Origin of the sequence: Acinetobacter sp. C13 (assembly GCF_016809775.1) — a bacterium.
In the GTDB taxonomy this organism is placed as follows: domain Bacteria; phylum Pseudomonadota; class Gammaproteobacteria; order Pseudomonadales; family Moraxellaceae; genus Acinetobacter; species Acinetobacter pittii.
In genome coordinates, this window is record NZ_JAFBJL010000007.1 from 125,393 (window position 1) to 143,451 (window position 18,059).

The 18,059-nt window shown below is 38.5% G+C and carries 17 protein-coding genes; 9 read left to right on the plus strand and 8 right to left on the minus strand.

Annotation, left to right across the window (positions count from 1 at the left end; translation table 11 throughout):
- Positions 1-7: 7 nt before the first annotated feature.
- Entirely contained in the window at positions 8-1,282 is a 1,275-nt protein-coding gene (gene tviB / locus JGE69_RS16820) for a Vi polysaccharide biosynthesis UDP-N-acetylglucosamine C-6 dehydrogenase TviB (protein WP_199114017.1), read from the minus strand.
- Between the two features lie 358 nt (positions 1,283-1,640).
- Between tviB and JGE69_RS16825 the strand changes: the two genes are divergently transcribed.
- The 5 genes from JGE69_RS16825 (at position 1,641) to JGE69_RS16845 (ending at position 7,039) form a co-directional block, all read left to right on the plus strand.
- Positions 1,641-2,741, plus strand: a complete 1,101-nt coding sequence (locus JGE69_RS16825; RefSeq protein WP_060466534.1) for a polysaccharide biosynthesis/export family protein — start codon at positions 1,641-1,643, stop codon at positions 2,739-2,741.
- 4 nt (positions 2,742-2,745) lie between these two features.
- The gene (locus JGE69_RS16830; RefSeq protein ID WP_060466533.1) at positions 2,746-3,174 is read left to right on the plus strand and encodes a low molecular weight protein-tyrosine-phosphatase; all 429 of its coding nucleotides are present in this window, start codon (positions 2,746-2,748) and stop codon (positions 3,172-3,174) included.
- Between the two features lie 18 nt (positions 3,175-3,192).
- A complete protein-coding gene (locus JGE69_RS16835; protein ID WP_199114015.1) occupies positions 3,193-5,376 on the plus strand; it encodes a polysaccharide biosynthesis tyrosine autokinase in 2,184 nt (727 codons plus the stop codon).
- A 192-nt stretch (positions 5,377-5,568) separates the two neighbouring features.
- Positions 5,569-6,294, plus strand: coding sequence for an FKBP-type peptidyl-prolyl cis-trans isomerase (locus JGE69_RS16840; protein ID WP_014208039.1), 726 nt, complete (start codon positions 5,569-5,571; stop codon positions 6,292-6,294).
- Positions 6,295-6,343: 49 nt separating this feature from the next.
- Positions 6,344-7,039 (plus strand): FKBP-type peptidyl-prolyl cis-trans isomerase, encoded by a 696-nt coding sequence (locus tag JGE69_RS16845; RefSeq protein ID WP_199114013.1) that lies wholly within the window; start codon positions 6,344-6,346, stop codon positions 7,037-7,039.
- Between the two features lie 48 nt (positions 7,040-7,087).
- On the opposite strand, the gene murJ is transcribed toward JGE69_RS16845, so the two are convergent.
- Both murJ and ampD read right to left on the minus strand, forming a co-directional pair.
- Positions 7,088-8,638, minus strand: a complete 1,551-nt coding sequence (gene murJ / locus JGE69_RS16850) for a murein biosynthesis integral membrane protein MurJ (RefSeq protein WP_005804817.1) — start codon at positions 8,636-8,638, stop codon at positions 7,088-7,090.
- Positions 8,639-8,710: 72 nt separating this feature from the next.
- On the minus strand, positions 8,711-9,280 hold the full coding sequence (ampD, locus tag JGE69_RS16855) for a 1,6-anhydro-N-acetylmuramyl-L-alanine amidase AmpD (protein WP_014208037.1): 570 nt from the start codon (positions 9,278-9,280) through the stop codon (positions 8,711-8,713).
- Between the two features lie 171 nt (positions 9,281-9,451).
- On the opposite strand from ampD, the gene nadC reads away from it, so the two are divergent.
- Positions 9,452-10,297 carry a carboxylating nicotinate-nucleotide diphosphorylase gene (nadC, locus tag JGE69_RS16860; protein WP_014208036.1) on the plus strand — a complete coding sequence of 282 codons (846 nt, stop codon included), beginning with the start codon at positions 9,452-9,454 and terminating at the stop codon, positions 10,295-10,297.
- Here nadC and JGE69_RS16865 read toward each other — a convergent pair.
- Both JGE69_RS16865 and JGE69_RS16870 read right to left on the minus strand, forming a co-directional pair.
- Positions 10,294-10,461, minus strand: a complete 168-nt coding sequence (locus tag JGE69_RS16865; RefSeq protein WP_014208035.1) for a hypothetical protein — start codon at positions 10,459-10,461, stop codon at positions 10,294-10,296. The two genes, nadC and JGE69_RS16865, sit on opposite strands and share 4 nt — an antisense overlap.
- Before the next feature lie 433 nt (positions 10,462-10,894).
- Positions 10,895-13,063 (minus strand): phosphocholine-specific phospholipase C, encoded by a 2,169-nt coding sequence (locus JGE69_RS16870; RefSeq protein ID WP_031968841.1) that lies wholly within the window; start codon positions 13,061-13,063, stop codon positions 10,895-10,897.
- Positions 13,064-13,103: 40 nt separating this feature from the next.
- Here JGE69_RS16870 and JGE69_RS16875 point away from each other — a divergent pair, with 40 nt between their 5' ends.
- Entirely contained in the window at positions 13,104-13,241 is a 138-nt protein-coding gene (locus tag JGE69_RS16875; RefSeq protein ID WP_017387462.1) for a hypothetical protein, read from the plus strand.
- A 111-nt stretch (positions 13,242-13,352) separates the two neighbouring features.
- Here JGE69_RS16875 and rph read toward each other — a convergent pair whose 3' ends face one another.
- From rph to JGE69_RS16890, 3 genes are all read right to left on the minus strand, one after another.
- Positions 13,353-14,069: a ribonuclease PH gene (gene rph / locus JGE69_RS16880; protein WP_002120794.1), complete on the minus strand. Its 717-nt coding sequence runs from the start codon at positions 14,067-14,069 to the stop codon at positions 13,353-13,355.
- Positions 14,070-14,228: 159 nt separating this feature from the next.
- Positions 14,229-15,371 carry a fatty acid desaturase family protein gene (locus tag JGE69_RS16885; RefSeq protein ID WP_199114067.1) on the minus strand — a complete coding sequence of 381 codons (1,143 nt, stop codon included), beginning with the start codon at positions 15,369-15,371 and terminating at the stop codon, positions 14,229-14,231.
- Between the two features lie 30 nt (positions 15,372-15,401).
- Positions 15,402-16,427 carry a ferredoxin reductase gene (locus JGE69_RS16890; RefSeq protein WP_199114011.1) on the minus strand — a complete coding sequence of 342 codons (1,026 nt, stop codon included), beginning with the start codon at positions 16,425-16,427 and terminating at the stop codon, positions 15,402-15,404.
- 173 nt (positions 16,428-16,600) lie between these two features.
- Between JGE69_RS16890 and JGE69_RS16895 the strand changes: the two genes are divergently transcribed.
- Positions 16,601-17,239: a TetR family transcriptional regulator gene (locus JGE69_RS16895; protein ID WP_002120796.1), complete on the plus strand. Its 639-nt coding sequence runs from the start codon at positions 16,601-16,603 to the stop codon at positions 17,237-17,239.
- A 137-nt stretch (positions 17,240-17,376) separates the two neighbouring features.
- The gene (locus tag JGE69_RS16900) at positions 17,377-18,024 is read left to right on the plus strand and encodes a TetR/AcrR family transcriptional regulator (RefSeq protein WP_002120773.1); all 648 of its coding nucleotides are present in this window, start codon (positions 17,377-17,379) and stop codon (positions 18,022-18,024) included.
- The last annotated feature ends 35 nt before the right edge of the window (positions 18,025-18,059 follow it).

The window sequence follows — 18,059 nt, forward strand, 5'->3', positions numbered from 1 at the left end:
TATTATTTTATAGACGGATATCTGACTCAGATTGAGCTAAAACATATTTCAGATCATAAAGTACATGCGATGTTTTACCTAAAGAGCGAATTGCCTCTATACCCATTTCTTTAAATTCATTATGAGCAACTGCTAATATTACAGCATCATATTGACCTGCTGTAGGTTGCTTAATTGGTGTAATACCATATTCGTGTTGAGTTTCTTCACTATCAATCCAAGGATCATATACATCAACATCCATATGATATTCTTGTAGTTCTTTTACAATATCAATAACTTTTGTATTACGAATATCAGGGCAATTTTCTTTAAAGCTCAAACCTAATACTAAAACCTTAGCCCCTTCAACTTGAATTTTCTTTTTTATCATTCCTTTTACAAGTTGAGTAACAACATATGCTCCCATTGAATCATTTAATCGACGCCCTGCTAGAATAATTTCTGGGTGATATCCAATAGCTTGGGCTTTATGAGTTAAATAATACGGATCTACACCAATACAGTGCCCGCCAACTAAACCTGGACGAAATGGTAAGAAATTCCATTTTGTACCAGCTGCTTTAAGCACCTCTTCTGTATCAATACCAAGTTTGTTAAAAATAAGTGCTAATTCATTAATTAAAGCGATATTGACATCACGCTGGGTATTTTCAATGACCTTCGCCGCTTCAGCAACCTTTATGCTAGCTGCTTTATGTGTTCCTGCTTCAATAATCAGATTATATACTTCATCAACATAATCAGCCACTTCAGGAGTCGAACCTGAGGTAATTTTCAAAATATTAGTTACACGGTGCAACTTATCGCCAGGATTAATACGTTCTGGGCTATAACCTGCAAAAAAATCCTGATTAAATTTTAGACCTGAAACTTCTTCGAGCACCGGAATACAAACTTCTTCTGTAGCACCTGGATAAACAGTCGACTCATATACGACAATATCACCTTTTTTTAGAATTTTACCAATACTAGTAGAAGCTTTAACCAAAGGGGTTAAATCTGGCTGCTTATAGCCATCAATTGGAGTTGGAACAGTGACAATAAAAAAATTACAATCTTTTAGATCTTCTAAATTTGCAGTATAGCTTAATTGAGCTGCTTGTTTTAATTCTTCTGGTGAAACCTCTAGCGTATGATCTTGACCACTTTTTAACTCATCAATACGTTTTTGATAAATATCAAAACCAACTACAGGTACTTTTTTCCCAAACTCAACTGCCAATGGCAAGCCTACATAACCTAAACCTATAATCGCTATTCTTAAATCGGCAAGTTGCATAAAAGTTAGCCTTATTCCTTACAAATTGTATATATAATAAAAAATATATCTTGACTGGATATTGTCGTGCGTAACTATATCAGTTTTTTTTTATTAACCGTAATTCAATTGTATAAAAGTGTTTACAGTTCTTAAGCTCTCCTTATATAACCTGTTTTTTTATTTCTCAGGTTGAGCAAAAAATTACTATTTATGTAGGATAAAAAGTATTGATATAAATTAAACATACAAAGCTCTACGATTTTTCTGTGTTTTTTAATTTTTTTTCGGCTAGAATCGGGACATCCTGCGTTTAATAGACACTTGTTACTATGCAGTGGACAATATCAATTAAAGATAAATACACAAAGGGTTGCGTGTGAAGTATTGCCAGTTTTTTTCTGTTCTTGCCTTAAGTTTAAGTGCTGCGAGTTGTGCAGTTACCTCCGGTTTACAAACTTATGACATCCCAAGTGAAGGCGTTTATAAAACCGACCTTGGAACTACGGTTAATGTCGTTAAAATTTCACAAGACACTCTACCCGCAATACAGCCTGCACAGGTTGATTATCAACGTGACTATGCAACTCTATTTAAAAACCAACAGCCAATATATCGTTTAAGCCCTGGAGATGTTCTTTCGATTCAACTTTGGGCCTACCCTGAAATTACACCGCCTGTAAATAACGTTAATAATGAACAGTCTGTACAAGCAAGTGGTTATCCAATCGACCAAACTGGTTACATCCAATTTCCTCTAGTTGGACGCTATAAAGCAGCTGGTAAAACTCTTTCTCAAGTGAACCGAGAATTACACAGTCAACTTGCTAGATTCTTAAAAAATCCAGATGTGATAGTACGCGTACTATCTTATGAGGGACAGCGCTTTTCTGTTCAAGGTAGCGTCATAAAGGGTGGACAATTCTACTTAAGCGATCAACCAGTAAGTGTATATACAGCTTTAGGTCTTGCGGGAGGAGTAACGGATAAAGGTGACAATACCTATGTTCAACTCATTCGTAATGGTATTACTTATAACTTAAATACAATTGAGTTAGAAAAAGCAGGTTATTCATTACATAAACTTTTAGTACAACCAAATGACACAATTTATGTCAGCACACGAGAAAACCAGAAAATTTATGTCATGGGTGAGTCTGGCAAAAACCAAGCATTACCAATGCGTGATCAGGGTATGACGTTAAGCGATGCTTTAGGTGAAAGTTTAGGTCTAAATCCTTTATCTGCTAGTGCTAGTCGTATTTATGTTTTACGTACTAACCCAAATGACCGTACAACCGAGCTTTACCATTTAAATTTAATGAGTATCGGTGATTTCGGATTAGCCAATCAGTTTAAATTACGTAGTAATGATATTGTCTATGTCGATGCAACTGGCTTGACTCGCTGGCAGCGTGTGGTCAATCAAATTATTCCATTCTCAAGCGCTTTATATAACATAGATCGATTGGGACAATAATTTTATGCAGTTCAAAAATATTTTAGTCGTCTGTATTGGAAATATCTGCCGTAGCCCTATGGCAGAGTATTTTTTAAAACAGCAATACCCTCAGTTAAATATTGAGTCTGCCGGTATTTCAGGGCTTATTGGTCATCAAGCTGATGAAAAAGCTCGACTTTGTATGCAAAGATTAGGCATTGATATGCAACCACATGTAGCTCGTAAGCTAAATGCTGAACATATTAAAAAAGCTGACCTTATTTTAGTCATGAGTCAAAACCAGCAAAAACATATTGAACAGACTTGGCCCTTTGCAAAAGGTAAAACCTACCGCTTGGGCCATTGGCAAAATCGAAATGTGCCCGATCCATATCGACATGATCAAGCTATTTTTGATGAAACCTGTCAACTTATTCAACAGTGCATTGCTGACTGGAAACCTTATATTTAACGCCAAGATTTTACACTTATGAACCAAAATACTAATACCAAAGATACCATTGATTTAAAGGAATTATTTTTCTCACTGATTGCTCAGTGGAAATTAATTGCACTGTGCATTATTTTAAGCCTTGTATGTGCTCTACTTTATTTGCGTGTAACGCCAGATACCTACTCAGTTGATGCTTTGGTTCAGGTGGAGGATAGTAAAGGTGCTTCAGCTGCTCTTTTAGGCGATTTATCTCAAATGATTGAGCAAAAGTCACCTGCTCAAGCAGAAATTGAAATCTTAAAATCTCGTCTAGTTTTAGGTTCAGTTATTAAAGATTTACATTTAAATATTCAGATTTCTAGTACAGAAAATACACTTACTCATCGTTTGTTAAGTGATACCCAGTATAAAACAGAATATAACAAGAAATCAGTCATTTTTAAGGATGGACTCAAAAGCTTTGAAGTCTTCCAGTTTGAAATTCCCGCTTATTATCTTGACAGAAACTTATTGCTAAGTTTTGATAAAAAATCCTTGAATTTAAGTGATCCTGATACTGAACAAACTATTCTAACTGTACCACTCAATCAATTAAATCAAGTCACTGGTCCACACGGTACTTGGAAAGTTGGTATTTTCACTAAAGATCAATTTGATGCTACATACAACATCAAAAATTTATCTTTACCAGCCGCGGTCGACGCAATTAGCTCAGACTATTCTGTTGCAGAGCGTGGTAAATTAACTGGCATTATTGGCTTGAGTTATCAAGGTGAAGATCAAGCACACATTACTAAAGTTTTAAATGCTATTTTAGTAACCTACGGTGATCAAAATGTTGAACGCCGCTCAGCTGAATCTGCTCAGACTTTAAAATTCTTGGATGAACAGCTTCCAGATTTGAAAAAACAATTAGATGATGCTGAACGTCAATTCAACAAATTCCGCCAGCAATACAACACTGTTGATGTTACTAAAGAGTCAGAACTATATTTAACACAAAGTATCACTTTAGAAACGAAGAAAGCTGAGCTTGAACAAAAGCAGGCAGAAATGGCGGCAAAATATACGGCTGAACATCCTGCAATGCGTGAAATTAATGGTCAACTTACAGCTGTTAATAAACAAATCGGCGAATTAAATAGCACATTAAAACAATTACCAGATATTCAACGTCAGTATTTACAGCTGTATCGTGAAGTAGAAGTAAAAACTCAGCTCTACACTGCGTTATTAAATTCATATCAGCAACTTCGCATTGCTAAGGCAGGCGAAATAGGTAATGTAAGGATTGTAGACACTGCTATTGAACCTGTTGAACCAATTAAGCCCAAAAAATTACAGATCTTACTCCTCTCATTATTGTTAGGCGGATTTATTGGGACACTAATTGCATTAGTGCGTAATATTTTACGTACAGGTATTAAAGATTCTGGGCAAATTGAAAATGAGTTGGATTTACCAGTCTATGCAACCGTACCACGTTCTCCAATTCAAGAAAGCCGCATCAAAATCTTAAAGAAGAAGAAAAGTATTCCTATTCTTGCTGTTAAAAATGGTGATGACATAGCAATTGAGAGCTTACGTAGTATCCGTACAGCGATTCATTTTGCTTTAGCAAATGCAAAAAATAATATCATTATGATTGCTGGCCCTTCTCCAGAAGTGGGTAAATCGTTTATTTCAACGAATCTTGCAACTATTTTTGCTCAAGGTGATAAACGCGTACTACTCATTGATGCTGATATGCGCCGTGGTTATATGCATAAATACTTTGATGTTGATGTGAAACCGGGTCTTTCTGAATTGTTAAGTGGACAAGCTGATCTACAAAAAGTATTACACAAAACTCAAGTTGCTAACCTTGATGTGATTACTCGTGGTAAAAGCCCAACAAATCCTTCAGAGATTTTAAGTTCTAATCAATTTAAAGAGTTACTTGAACAGCTACAAAGTCAATATGACCACATCATTATCGATACTCCACCAGTACTTGCAGTAACCGATGGTATTATTATTTCGCAGTATACTGGTGTGAACTTAATTGTTGCGCGTTATGCTAAGTCGCAAATGAAAGAGCTCGACTTAACCCTTAATCGCTTTGAACAAGCAGGGGTTAAAGTCAACGGCTTCATTCTTAACGACATTCAACGTGCTAGTGCGGGTTATGGTTATGGCTATAACTATGCCTATGCTTATAAAGCACAAAAAGAAGATTAATCGTAAAGTGATAAGAGAACCGGATCAAATGATCCGGTTTTTTTATTTAAGATTTTTTTAAGTCTATTCCTACTAAAACTAACTAAAATATATAAAAAACCACTCGTTTTTTTTCTTAAACATTCTATGCTTAAGCATGCTAAGATCAAAAACAGCTTTTTTAGACTCAAATGATTATTTTTGGAACCTTTTATGAGTAAAGCCTTACCCATTGCTGTCGCTGTAGTTTTAGGCGGTGCTGCACTTGTACCAGTTTATTATGCAAGCCAACATCCGACCACAGAAGTCGGAAGCAAAGCAAATAAAAATGCCTCTCCAATTGAAAAAATCAGTTATGTTCTTGGATACGAAGTTGCTCAGCAAACTCCACCTGAACTAGATACAAAATCATTTGTGAAAGGGATTCATGATGCTCGTAATAAGCAACCAAGTGCTTATACTCAAGAAGAGTTAAAAGCTGCTGTTGCTGCTTATGAAAAAGAATTGCAGCAAAAAATGCAACAACAAGATAAACCAGAGCAAGCTGCTGGAGCAGCGTCTGAATCTGCAGATGTTCAATTCCTTGCAGAAAATAAAACAAAAGCTGGTGTAAAAACTACAGCATCTGGCTTGCAATATATCATCACTAAAGAAGGCACAGGTAAACAACCAACTGCGCAGTCTATGGTTAAAGTACATTACGAAGGCCGATTAATTAATGGTCAAGTATTTGATAGTTCTTATAAGCGCGGTGAACCAGTTGAGTTTCCACTCAATCAGGTTATTCCAGGTTGGACTGAAGGGCTTCAGCTCATGAAAGAAGGCGGCAAAGCGACGTTCTTTATTCCATCTAATCTTGCTTATGGTCCTCAGGAACTTCCTGGCATTCCAGCAAACAGTACGCTGATTTTTGATGTAGAACTCATTTCAGTGAAATAAAAACATTTAGGAGAGTAAAACAGTACTCTCCTTTTTTTTGGAAAACGGCATGAAAAAAATTGGTTTAATTATTGCAACATCAACGATAAGTTTATCTGTTTTTGCTGCTGCACCTATTACAAATAAAAGCCCGGCGAAAGAACAATTTAGCTATAGCTATGGCTATTTAATGGGCCGTAATAATACTGATGCTTTAACAGATCTAAATCTTGATATTTTTTATCAGGGTTTACAAGAAGGTGCTCAGAACAAAACCGCACGCTTAACTGACGAAGAAATGGCGAAAGCGATTAATGATTATAAAAAAACTTTAGAAGCTAAGCAGCTTGTTGAGTTTCAAAAAGTAGGACAACAAAATGCTCAAGCAGGTGCTGCATTTCTTGCTGATAATGCAAAAAAATCGGGCATAATCACGACTAAATCAGGTCTCCAATACCAAGTATTAAAAGAAGGTACAGGTAAAAAACCGAAAGCTGTATCACGTGTTAAAGTAAATTATGAAGGCCGTTTACTTGACGGAACTGTGTTTGACAGCTCAATCGCACGTAATCATCCAGTTGAGTTTCAACTCAGCCAAGTGATTGCAGGCTGGACTGAAGGTCTGCAAACCATGAAAGAAGGCGGTAAAACCCGTTTCTTTATCCCTGCAAATCTCGCTTACGGTGAAGTCGGTGCAGGTGATACGATTGGTCCGAATAGCACTTTAATTTTCGATATTGAATTGCTACAAGTTTTGCCAAAATAAATGTATTAGTATAAAAAAAGCGATCATTTAAGATCGCTTTTTTTATTTTTAGTGTTTTAAATCTCTAGGTCGAAAACCCGTAAGGATTAAACCGATCAGGTAAGCAATTATCCCAACTACGCATAGCCCTACGACTTCGGCAACACGTAACCACTGTGAAAGCTCTCCGTTATACCAATTGAGCCCAAACCAAAGCGCTGCAATCATAGCGAGGTTTGCTAAACCATATTGAAGTCCTAATTTCTTCCAATGCGGACCAAATCGGAAAATATTACGCTTATGCAAATAGAAGTAGAGTAAACCAGCATTTACTAACGCTGAACCTGAAGATGCTAGTGCAAGTGCCATATGTTCTGCATGCCAATCAATAAGCTTAAAGAAACCAATAAATACAACGTTTAAAATTGCATTAGCTGCGACCGACATTAAGCCTACGCGCACTGGTGTTTTTGTGTCTTGTTGTGCATAGAAACCAGGTGCAAATACTTTAATAAGCATGAAAGAAATTACACCAGCACTCATACATTGCAATGCTAGAGCTGTCATTTGTGTATCACGTAGATCAAACTCACCACGCTGGAATAATGCTTGAATAATCGGTGTTGAAAGCATAAATAAAGCAATACTTGCCGGTAATCCTACCAATACAATGACTTTTGCAGCCCAGTCGATCATACCGCGGAACTTTGCTTGATCCTGCTCTGCATGACGGGCAGAAAGCGAAGGCAAAATTACTGTACCAATCGCAACCCCAATTAAACCTAAAGGTAGCTCAGTCATGCGTTCAGCACTGTAGAGCCAAGACACTGAACCATCTTGCATGAAAGATGCCCAAATCGTATTTAGCAATAGGTTAATCTGAGTCACCGATACACCAAATAATGCTGGAAGCATTAATTTTAAAATACGCTCTACACCCTCATGTTTAAAATCAACTTTAGGTGGAATCAGTAGGTTTTTACGCCACAATTCAGGAATTTGTATCGCTAACTGTAATACCCCAGCCGCAACAACTGACCAGCCTAATGCTTTGATTGGCTCAGCCATATACGGCGTAAGCCACCACGCTCCTGCGATCATCGCTACATTTAACAAAACTGGTGAAAAAGCTGGTGAGGCAAACGAACCATAACTATTTAAGATGCTGCTAGCAAAAGCCGTGAGCGACATAAACATTAGATATGGAATAGTCAAACGGAACATGCTGACGGCTAAATCGAACTTTTCCGGATCGCTGTGGAAGCCCGGTGCGTACATATAAATGATTGCAGGTGCTAAAACCATAGCCACAAAAGTGAGTAAGGTCATAACTGTGAGTAAACAGCCAAATACCCGACTAATTAAGATCTGCACTTCAGCGTGTGCTCGACCCGTTTTATATTCAGTTAAGACTGGGATAAAGGCCTGAGAAAAGGCGCCTTCGGCAAATAGTCGTCGAAAGAAGTTGGGAATACGAAAAGCGACGACGAAGGTATCAAAATCTTTACCTGCACCAAACACGTTGAGCAATACGACGTCACGCACGAGCCCTAACACTCGTGACAACATCGTCATTGCACTGACAATAAAAGTCGATCGCCACAATGCCATCGCACTCACCTACAGCTGTATTCGAAAGACGCTATTGTAATGAAACTAGAAAATCTTTTCGTTGTGAAATGATGAACAAACTCAAGTTTTTTTCTGTGCTAACAGTTGTCTAAAGTGCTGCCATTTAAAATAAGGACCTGGATCGGTTTTTCGGCCAGGAGCAACATCCGAATGCCCTGCAATATGGTTTTTAATTTCTGGATAAGCTTGGCGAATAGCAGTAACAACGTCAGTTAATACTTCATATTGTACATCTTCAAAAGGTAAATCATCACTTCCTTCAAGTTCTATACCAATTGAATAATCGTTGCATTCTACTTTGGCTAAATAACTTGAACGCCCTGCATGCCATGCTCTCTCGTTAAAGTTAACAAACTGTAGGACTTCACCTGTTCGTAAAATTAACAGATGTGTAGAAACCTGCATGCCTTCAATAGTCTGAAAATAAGGATGAACTGACCAATCTAATTTATTTTGAAAAAACTGCTCAATATAGCCGCCTCCAAATTGAGACGGTGGCAAACTAATATTATGAACCACAATCATTTGAATTTCGGTGCCAGTCGGACGCTGGTTAAAATTTGGAGAAGGGATTTGTCTCGCCCCTTTTAATTGTCCATCTATAACTTCATACGCTGTGATTTGCTTCATTGAGACGCCAATAAATTGCTTGCCAATTGTTTTAGTTTAAAACAGTTATGTGCTTTTCAAAGTAGTAAATGCGATTGTTTATCGCGATTAATCTCATAAAATAGCTTATTTTTCAGGTCGACGATGCTAATATATCGCAAGTTTTAGGGTCATCGACAAAATGGAAACCGTATGAGCATACCTCAGTCTTTGCTTGAACAATCAATTCAAATCAATATTCAACAAGCATTACAAGAAGATATTGGGGACGGTGACATTACCGCTATGCTCACACCTGAAGATGAACAAGCCACGGCAACCATTATTAGCCGCGAAGATATGGTCTTAGCTGGCCAACCCTGGGTAAATGCACTCATCTCAGCTTATGACAACACTGTACAGGTGATTTGGTTAAAACAAGAAGGTGAACGTGTTGCTGCAAACGAAGCCTTTTTAAAGCTTGCAGGTTCTGCACGTAGCTTACTGACTGTAGAGCGCCCTGCTTTAAACTTTATTCAAACTTTGTCTGCTGTTGCAACAAAAACTACTGAATATGTTCAGCATCTTGAAGGTTTAAATACAAAACTTCTCGATACACGTAAAACCCTACCGGGCTTACGTATTGCACAAAAATATGCGGTTGCTATCGGGGGCGGACAAAACCATCGTCTTGGTTTATTTGATGCGTTCTTAATTAAAGAAAACCATATTATGGCAGCGGGTGGTATTGCTCAAGCAATTGCCAAAGCACATCAAATCGCACCGGGCAAACCTGTTGAAGTCGAAGTTGAAACTTGGGATGAACTAAATCAAGCGCTTGAAGCTGGTGCTGACATTGTCATGCTCGATAACTTCAGTCAACAGCAAATGATTGATGCCGTAAAACATGTGGCGGGCCGCTGTAAACTCGAAGCCTCTGGCAATATCACTATTGAAAACTTGCGTGAAGTTGCCACCACTGGCGTTGACTATATTTCTATGGGTGTCCTAACTAAAGACGTTAGAGCTGTTGATTTATCTATGCGTTTTAATGCTTAGATAAAATCTGCATCATTATTGGTATTTTGTTGCGACTTGGTCATGTCTGCAGCTTGTGTTTTTTGCCACGCTGACTGAGTCGCTTGTGTTCCACTATCACGTGGGTCAGCAGCCATTAAAACAAATGTCACTACTGCTAATAATACAATAAAACCTTGTAGCATAAATTTTCCCCATTACTTTAAAAAATTCAGGGTTTCAAGGTAAAAGATAAATATGACCAGGCTTAGGAGATTCTGTTACAAAAGGTAAGCCTTTATTTTTATTATTCATCTATACGACAGCATCTTCCCACATAGTATTTTATATAAACACCCTATTCCCTTTATTTACTATCGTGACATGGATATCTCTTTTCCTACGCGACAGAGTCTTATCGCTTAGAATTTTTTGCCAACAGCCCATTCTGTTACTTTGGTTTTGCCCAAAGTAACCAAAGGCATTGTCATCTGCAAAACCTGCCCACTTTCATCCTCTATCCTATTTTGTTGCAAAAATAAGATCCTTATAGATTATAGACAGGTTGCAGATGACTTTTAGCACCAGTTAATGAGGAATAAATTTCAATACCTACATTAAGGAAAATAACTTACCAACCTAAGACTCTAGATAACCCATATAAGGATCAGAAATTGAATCTTCTTGAGTTTCTATACGTCCTGCAAAACGACGACTAAACGTAGCATCATCAGCTAAAGTCACAGTGAAGTCATACCAACCACCAAATTCAGACATATCCCAAACCAGTTCTTTTTCAGAACTATTGGTTTCAATCGTCCATGTCTTATTTGGAAGATAAGCATTTGCTTTGACGTTTAGCTTGACTGACTTATTACCATCATGACGCACTTTTAGATACAAATTCGCATCACATTCTTCTACACACACTCTAATTTCCGGTAATGCTTGAGTCTGGTTAGCTTGACTCAAATTACCTTTAAACGCACGGTGGAAACCATTTGGTCCAAGCACCCACAAATCGTACTGCCCATTTGTAGCATTCCATACATCATCGAGCTGTTTACCTGCCTCAACCATATAACGACGTGGAATTGCCGTAAGATCAAATCGGTTATAGACATGGAAAACGGCTGCCTGTTTACCTGTATTAGAGAACATCAGCTTAATCGTTTTTTGAGTGGTATCGACTTTGGCACTGGTGTGCAAAATATATGGCAAAGCACGTGATGGCCTAATTCCCATTTCCTGCTGAGGAAATTGCTGCTGGCTCGGAACAGGAACTTGTGGCAATAAAGCTTGAGCAACACGAATCGCATCGGCTTCGGCTTTGGTTTTCTTCCCATCTAGTTCAGCAACAGGCAGAACATTCGGTGTTTTAAAGTTAAATGCCGTCGTTAAATCACCACATACAGCACGGCGGTATGGGCTAATGTTAGGTTCTTGCACACCAAAGCGTTTTTCCAAGAACTGTAAAATAGAGGTATGGTCAAAGACTTGAGAATTTACCCATCCTCCACGGCTCCACGGCGAAATCACATACATTGGAACTCGTACACCTGGTCCATACACTCGACCATCTGGCTTAGGTTGAGATTTTGAAGTCGCTACTGCTGGATGGTTAAAGTACTCATAAGATACTTGCTGATCGTTTAAAGTCGTTTTTCCATATACAACACCGTTTACATCTTTAGAAGGTGCACTTGGTGAAGGAATATGGTCAAAGAAACCGTCATTTTCATCGAAGTTCACCAATAAAACAGTTTGGCTCCACAGCTCAGGGTTTTCAGTTAATGCATTTAATACTTCTTGAATATACCAGGCACCTTGTACAGGACTAGATGGCCCCGGATGTTCACTGTAAGTTGCAGGAGCGACCAACCAACTCACCTGCGGTAATTTACCTTGTGCGATATCAGCTTTAAAAGTTCCTAAAAAACCACCGTCCGGCATGGTATTGGCAATACCTTTGTAAAGTGGTTGAGTCGCATCAATCTTTTCATCGTATGCTGGACACGTTAGCGTGTCGTTACTGACAGGTTGACCAGATTGCTCATTTGCACGGCGATACTGTTTGAAACCAGCTAACGGGTTATCGGTAAAGTTATCTGGCATATTTTGATAGACTTTCCATGTTACGCCAGCCTGCTGTAAGCGCTCAGGATAAGTCGTCCATTCATAACCTTCTGTTGATGCCCCAATCCCATCAAATTCATTTACAACACTCGCAACACCTGCACCTGTAGGACCATTCGTTCCAGTCCAAATAAACTTACGGTTTGGGTTGGTCCCAGCATGCATAGCACAGTGGTAAGCATCACAAATGGTAAAAGCATTCGCTAAAGCAAACTGATATTCGACTTCTTGTTTTTTATAGTAGCCCATCGACTGTGGTTTTTTATAAGCGACCCAATCACTCATACGGCCATTGTCCCAAGCTGCTTGGCCATCAGACCATGAGTGAGGTGTACCTGAAACACGCTGAGCATTTCCTAAACGACTATCTAAATGGTAAGGCAATACTTTCTTTTTATTCGCATCATATTGTTCCCAAACCTTTCGGCTTTCCGTCATTGGAATCGTAAAACGATCACCAAAACCACGTACACCTTTTAATGTTCCGAAATAATTATCGAAAGAACGGTTTTCCTGAGTCAAAATCACGATGTGTTTAACATCTTGAATAGTTCCACTTTCAACTTTGGCATCAATAGCTAAGGCTTTTTGAATACTCAGCGGGAAACTCGCTAAAGCAGCTGTCCCAAACATGGTTTTTGTAGAATTTAAAAGAAATTCGCGACGATTCATTAGTTCTATCCTGAGTTCTTGTTATGGTGCACAGTGCATTTTGCAATTACTGGTGGGCGGTGTTGTTGGCGATGAATTATCTGAGTCATTATCATCGTTACAAGCACTGAGCATGAGTGCTAAAGAAGTAATTAATAAAAGTGAAAGTTTTCGCATTGGTTTTTTCCAAACGGTTTAAATGCGAACTACTAATAAAGCCTTAAAGTGACAGGCAAGTGATGTTTTTATGTCGATTTGATGAAGGCATAAAAAAACGCATCCGAAGATGCGTTTTTCAGAAAGCGTAAAATTACCAGCCTAAAGCTTCTTGTTGCTTTTTAATGAGCTCGGCAATCCCTTTTTCAGCCATTTCTAACATGGCATTGCTTTGAGCGCGGGTAAACGGTTTGTCTTCGGCAGTACCTTGAATTTCAATAAACTCGCCAGCTTGTGTCATTACTACATTTAAGTCAGTTTGACAGTTCGAGTCTTCTTCATAGCAAAGGTCAAGCAACACTTCGTCTTGATACATACCGACAGAAATCGCAGCAACCAACCCTTTAAGCGGATCATGCTTAATTTTCTTTTGAGACAATAAAACATTCATCGCATCAACTAATGCTACAGCAGCACCAGTGATTGAAGCAGTACGCGTACCACCATCAGCCTGAATCACGTCACAGTCGATGGTAATCGTGTTTTCACCAAGCTTTTTCAAATCAACCATTGCACGTAAGCTACGGCCAATCAAACGTTGGATTTCTTGAGTACGACCAGTTTGTTTACCACGAGCCGCTTCACGATCACAACGTGAATGTGTTGAACGCGGTAACATGCCATATTCTGCCGTTACCCAGCCTTGGCCTTGGCCTTTTAAAAAGCGTGGCACTGAGTTATCAATGCTTGCAGTACAAAGGACTTTGGTGTGACCAAATTCGACCAGCACAGAACCTTCAGCATAACGGGTGTAGTTTCGTGTAATTTTCACTTCACGTAATTGGTCTAATGCACGTTGGTCAATACGCATAATCCTTCCTAACTTCTCTTAAATACAAACTTGGGCATAGTATAGCAAAGGATTTTGACAGGTTGAGTTTATTCCCTACTTTCAAATGTAAGTCTGCAAGTTTCATAACTCAAAAATAAAAATAGCCCCTAAAAAGGAGCTATTTTGGATTAACTGAGATTATGCAAATTTAAATTTTGCTTTTAACTTTTCCAATGTCTGCATCACTTTTCCAGTGGTATGGTTTGGCAATGAACATTTCGCTAAACGTACCCATACACTCCAGAACTGACGCATAAAGTTCGCCTCGTTGTAGTTAATGCCGTATTCTGCACAGAGTGCCTTAATTTTCGGTGCTACTTCTTTATAGCGGTTAGCTGGCATATCTGGAAATAAATGATGCTCAATCTGATGGCTTAAGTTACCACTCATAAAATGTAGCCATTCTGTACCACTAAAATTACTTGAACCACGAATCTGGCGTAAGTACCACTCGGCCTTAGTTTCGGTATCAGTATTATCAGGCTCAAACGTTTCTGCATCTTCAGTAAAGTGACCATTAAAAATCACCGCAGATGACCACAAGTTACGAATAATATTCGCAACTACATTTCCTGCAAAAACCGGTAAAAACATAGGACCAGAGATCACAGGGAAAAACACATAGTCTTTTAAAACTTGGCGTGTGGCTTTTTTACGGACTTTAGCCGAATCTTTCCAAACCTGTTTCCAGCTCTTGGTTTTATAAACTAATGCATCTTCAAGATGTAAGTTTTGCACGCCTACATACCACTCAAAGAAAAACATTAATTGTAGACCGAGGGGAATATTAAACAGATGGCGGGGTTCCCACTTCTGTTGGTCACTTACTCGCAAAATACCATAACCAACATCGTGGTCTTTACCGACAATATTGGTATAGGTGTGATGCACATAGTTATGTGTTTCACGCCAGTCATCACCCGATGCAATAGTATCCCAATCGTAAGTATTACCGTTCAGGCTTGGTTCATTTAACCAGTCAAACTGACCGTGCATGACGTTATGACCAAGTTCCATGTTTTCTACAATTTTAGAAATACCTAATAAGCCTGTGCCTAGTAGCCAGACTGGCGGAATCCAACCACCAAACATCAACATGCCACGCGATGCGATTTCGGTATATCGAACAAAATTACGTACTTTGTAGATATATTTTGCATCTTGCTCACCAAGACTTTGCATAACGTCTTGACGAATCTGCTCAACACGGCGACCAAACTCCTCAGTCTGTTCAGGTGTTAAACGAGCAGATTTAGAAACAGTAGAAAATTCTAATGCCATATTCATAGGGTTAATCCTCTTTAATTCTTTTTATAGATCAATTGTGACTGGGCTTAATGCCTGGCTCACGCATAGTTTAATTGGGCGGTTCGGTTGATCTTCAATTTCACCAGTTAATAGGTTTTGAGTAACTCCGCTTACCTTGGTACAGCTGCATTTATTGCAGACACCCATACGGCAACCATGTTGTGGGCGTAAACCAGCTTGCTCTGCACTGCTCAGTAAATTTGTTTCAGCTAAAAACTCGTGTTGAGCACGGCGGAAAATAATACGCTGTGCTGCATGTGTACCAGTCACTTGAAGTGGCTGAAAATACTCTTGATGAAGCTGCGACTGAGCACCTTTTTGTGCATAAATTTCATTGGCTTGCTGCATCATGCCATGATGACCACAAACATAAGTTGCTGTCTGCTCAAAGTCAGGAACAAGCTTTTGTAGTAGGTTTTCAGTTAAATGCTGCTTTTGCTCGGTAGTATTAAAAAAGTGATATTGAAGCTGCGGGTGCTGTTCTGCCAAAGCTTTTAATTCAGTATGAAAAATTTCCGCACGATTAAAATAAATGACATGAATTTGTTCAAGCTGCTGTTTCAAAGCTTGCTGCAAGAGTGAATAAATTGCAGTAATGCCACTTCCTGACGCAATTAAGATGGCAGGATGCTGACCTTGGTGCAAAATAAAATCACCTTGTGGTTGTGAAATCTCAACACACTCACCCACATGTAATAGTTGAGCTGCACGAGACACCAAACCTTGTACTTTAATACCTAAAGCGATTTCACCCTGAGTAGTCACTTCAATAATTGAATAACTACGCTGTTGGTAAACGCCATCGATGAGCAAAGTCAGCAGAATACTTTGACCTGCGCGGACCTGATCGAAATTAAAATTACGATTCGGTTTAAGTCTAATGAGCACCATATCGGTATGAAGTGGCTGAACTGCAGTAACTTCTGCAAGTACCCTTTTCCACGCCCAAGTCACGTTAATTTTCTGCAAGACAAAATCAACGAAATCTTCTCGAACCCAATGTGGCTGATAGCTAAGTGTTGCGTTCATACGTTCCTCTTTTGTTTCTGGCTATTTATTTGAGTGAACACATGTTCGTATAGTGAACATATGTACACTATATTTGTAACTGTTCACTCAGTCAACACTTGTTCACTATTTTTTTTATGAAAGTTTGCTCTTTTTTGTTAGACTTTGGCTCACGGTTTAAATAGGTTCTTTTAATGTCGATACGGGATGAACGAAAACAGCAAAGTCGTCAGGCACTTCTCGATGCAGCCTTGCATCTAAGCACGTCTGGGCGTTCGTTCAGTAGTATCAGCTTGCGTGAAGTTGCACGTGAAGTAGGTTTAGTACCGACAGCGTTCTACCGCCATTTTCAGGACATGGATGAGCTCGGCAAGGAATTGGTCGATCAAGTTGCCCTACATTTAAAAAGCGTTTTACATCAACTTGGACAAAGTTATTTACAACATAAATCTGCTAAAACCCAAACCAGTATTGAGCTATTTGTGCAGGCGGTGAATCATAGCCCTAAGCAATGGCAATTTATGATTGCTGAACGTTGGGGAGGTTCAGAAACGGTTCGTGCAGCAATTGCCAGAGAAATTGAATTTCTGATTGAAGATCTCACAACTGATCTTACTAAACTCGAAAATTTTAAACATATTCAAAATCCTCAAGACCTAAATGTCTTATCTACCATTTTGACTAATATGTCATTTACATGGGCAATGACGTGGCTCAACCTATCGAAACAATATCAAGGTGAACAGCTCAAGCTGCAACAAACTGCTTTTATTGAAAATGCTTCTACACAAGTTCGCCTACTCTTTAGAGGGATTGCAAACTGGGAACGGTAGAAGCGGCAAATGACAAAAAACAGGTTATGTGGTAATACGTAAAGAGAGAAAGAAAAAGGCTAAAAATTTCGAGAAAAGTCTTTTTCTTTTTACAGGAAGTAAACTATTAGTTAGGCCAAACTGGTGTGGGAATACCTATGAATCTTGATCGTCATACACAGTTTTTGATGCGTAAAGAAAAAATTCTGAGCGTGGCAGAAAAGTTGTTATTAGAAAACAATCAGGAAATTACTCTAGATGAGTTAGTGGCCGAGCTAGATATTGCTAAAGGCACCCTTTATAAGCATTTTAGAAGTAAAAATGAGCTTCTGCTTGAGCTCATTATTCAAAATGAAAAGCAAATTTTAGAAATTTCTAAAAAATATAATACAGATTTCAAAGAGTATGCTCCTCATTACATGCTTCATCATTTACTTGCACCAGGGAAAACGATTCTATTGCATCAACTTGAAGAAAATCTGACGATGACAGAGTCTAAGTTGAAGCATCTTTTCGAAGAGCTTTATGAAATTCGCCAACAGCGTATTTTGGCAATTAAAGATATTACAGAAAATTATTTAAAATCATTGAATTATGATATGTCAATTCGTGACTATTTGTCTTATATCTGGTCACTGACTTATGGTGCATCACTGCTTTTAAATTCTACTTATTACCAGCGTTCGATTGGTTCTCGCCAAAAATTAATTAATTTATATATTAATCAGGCATTATCACTGCCGACTCAAACAGCTAATTTTGATGTTTTAAATTTTCAGATTGAAGATGAAAATCAGCAAAATTAATTGAATTATTTCGTGATAATTAACGATAAATTAAA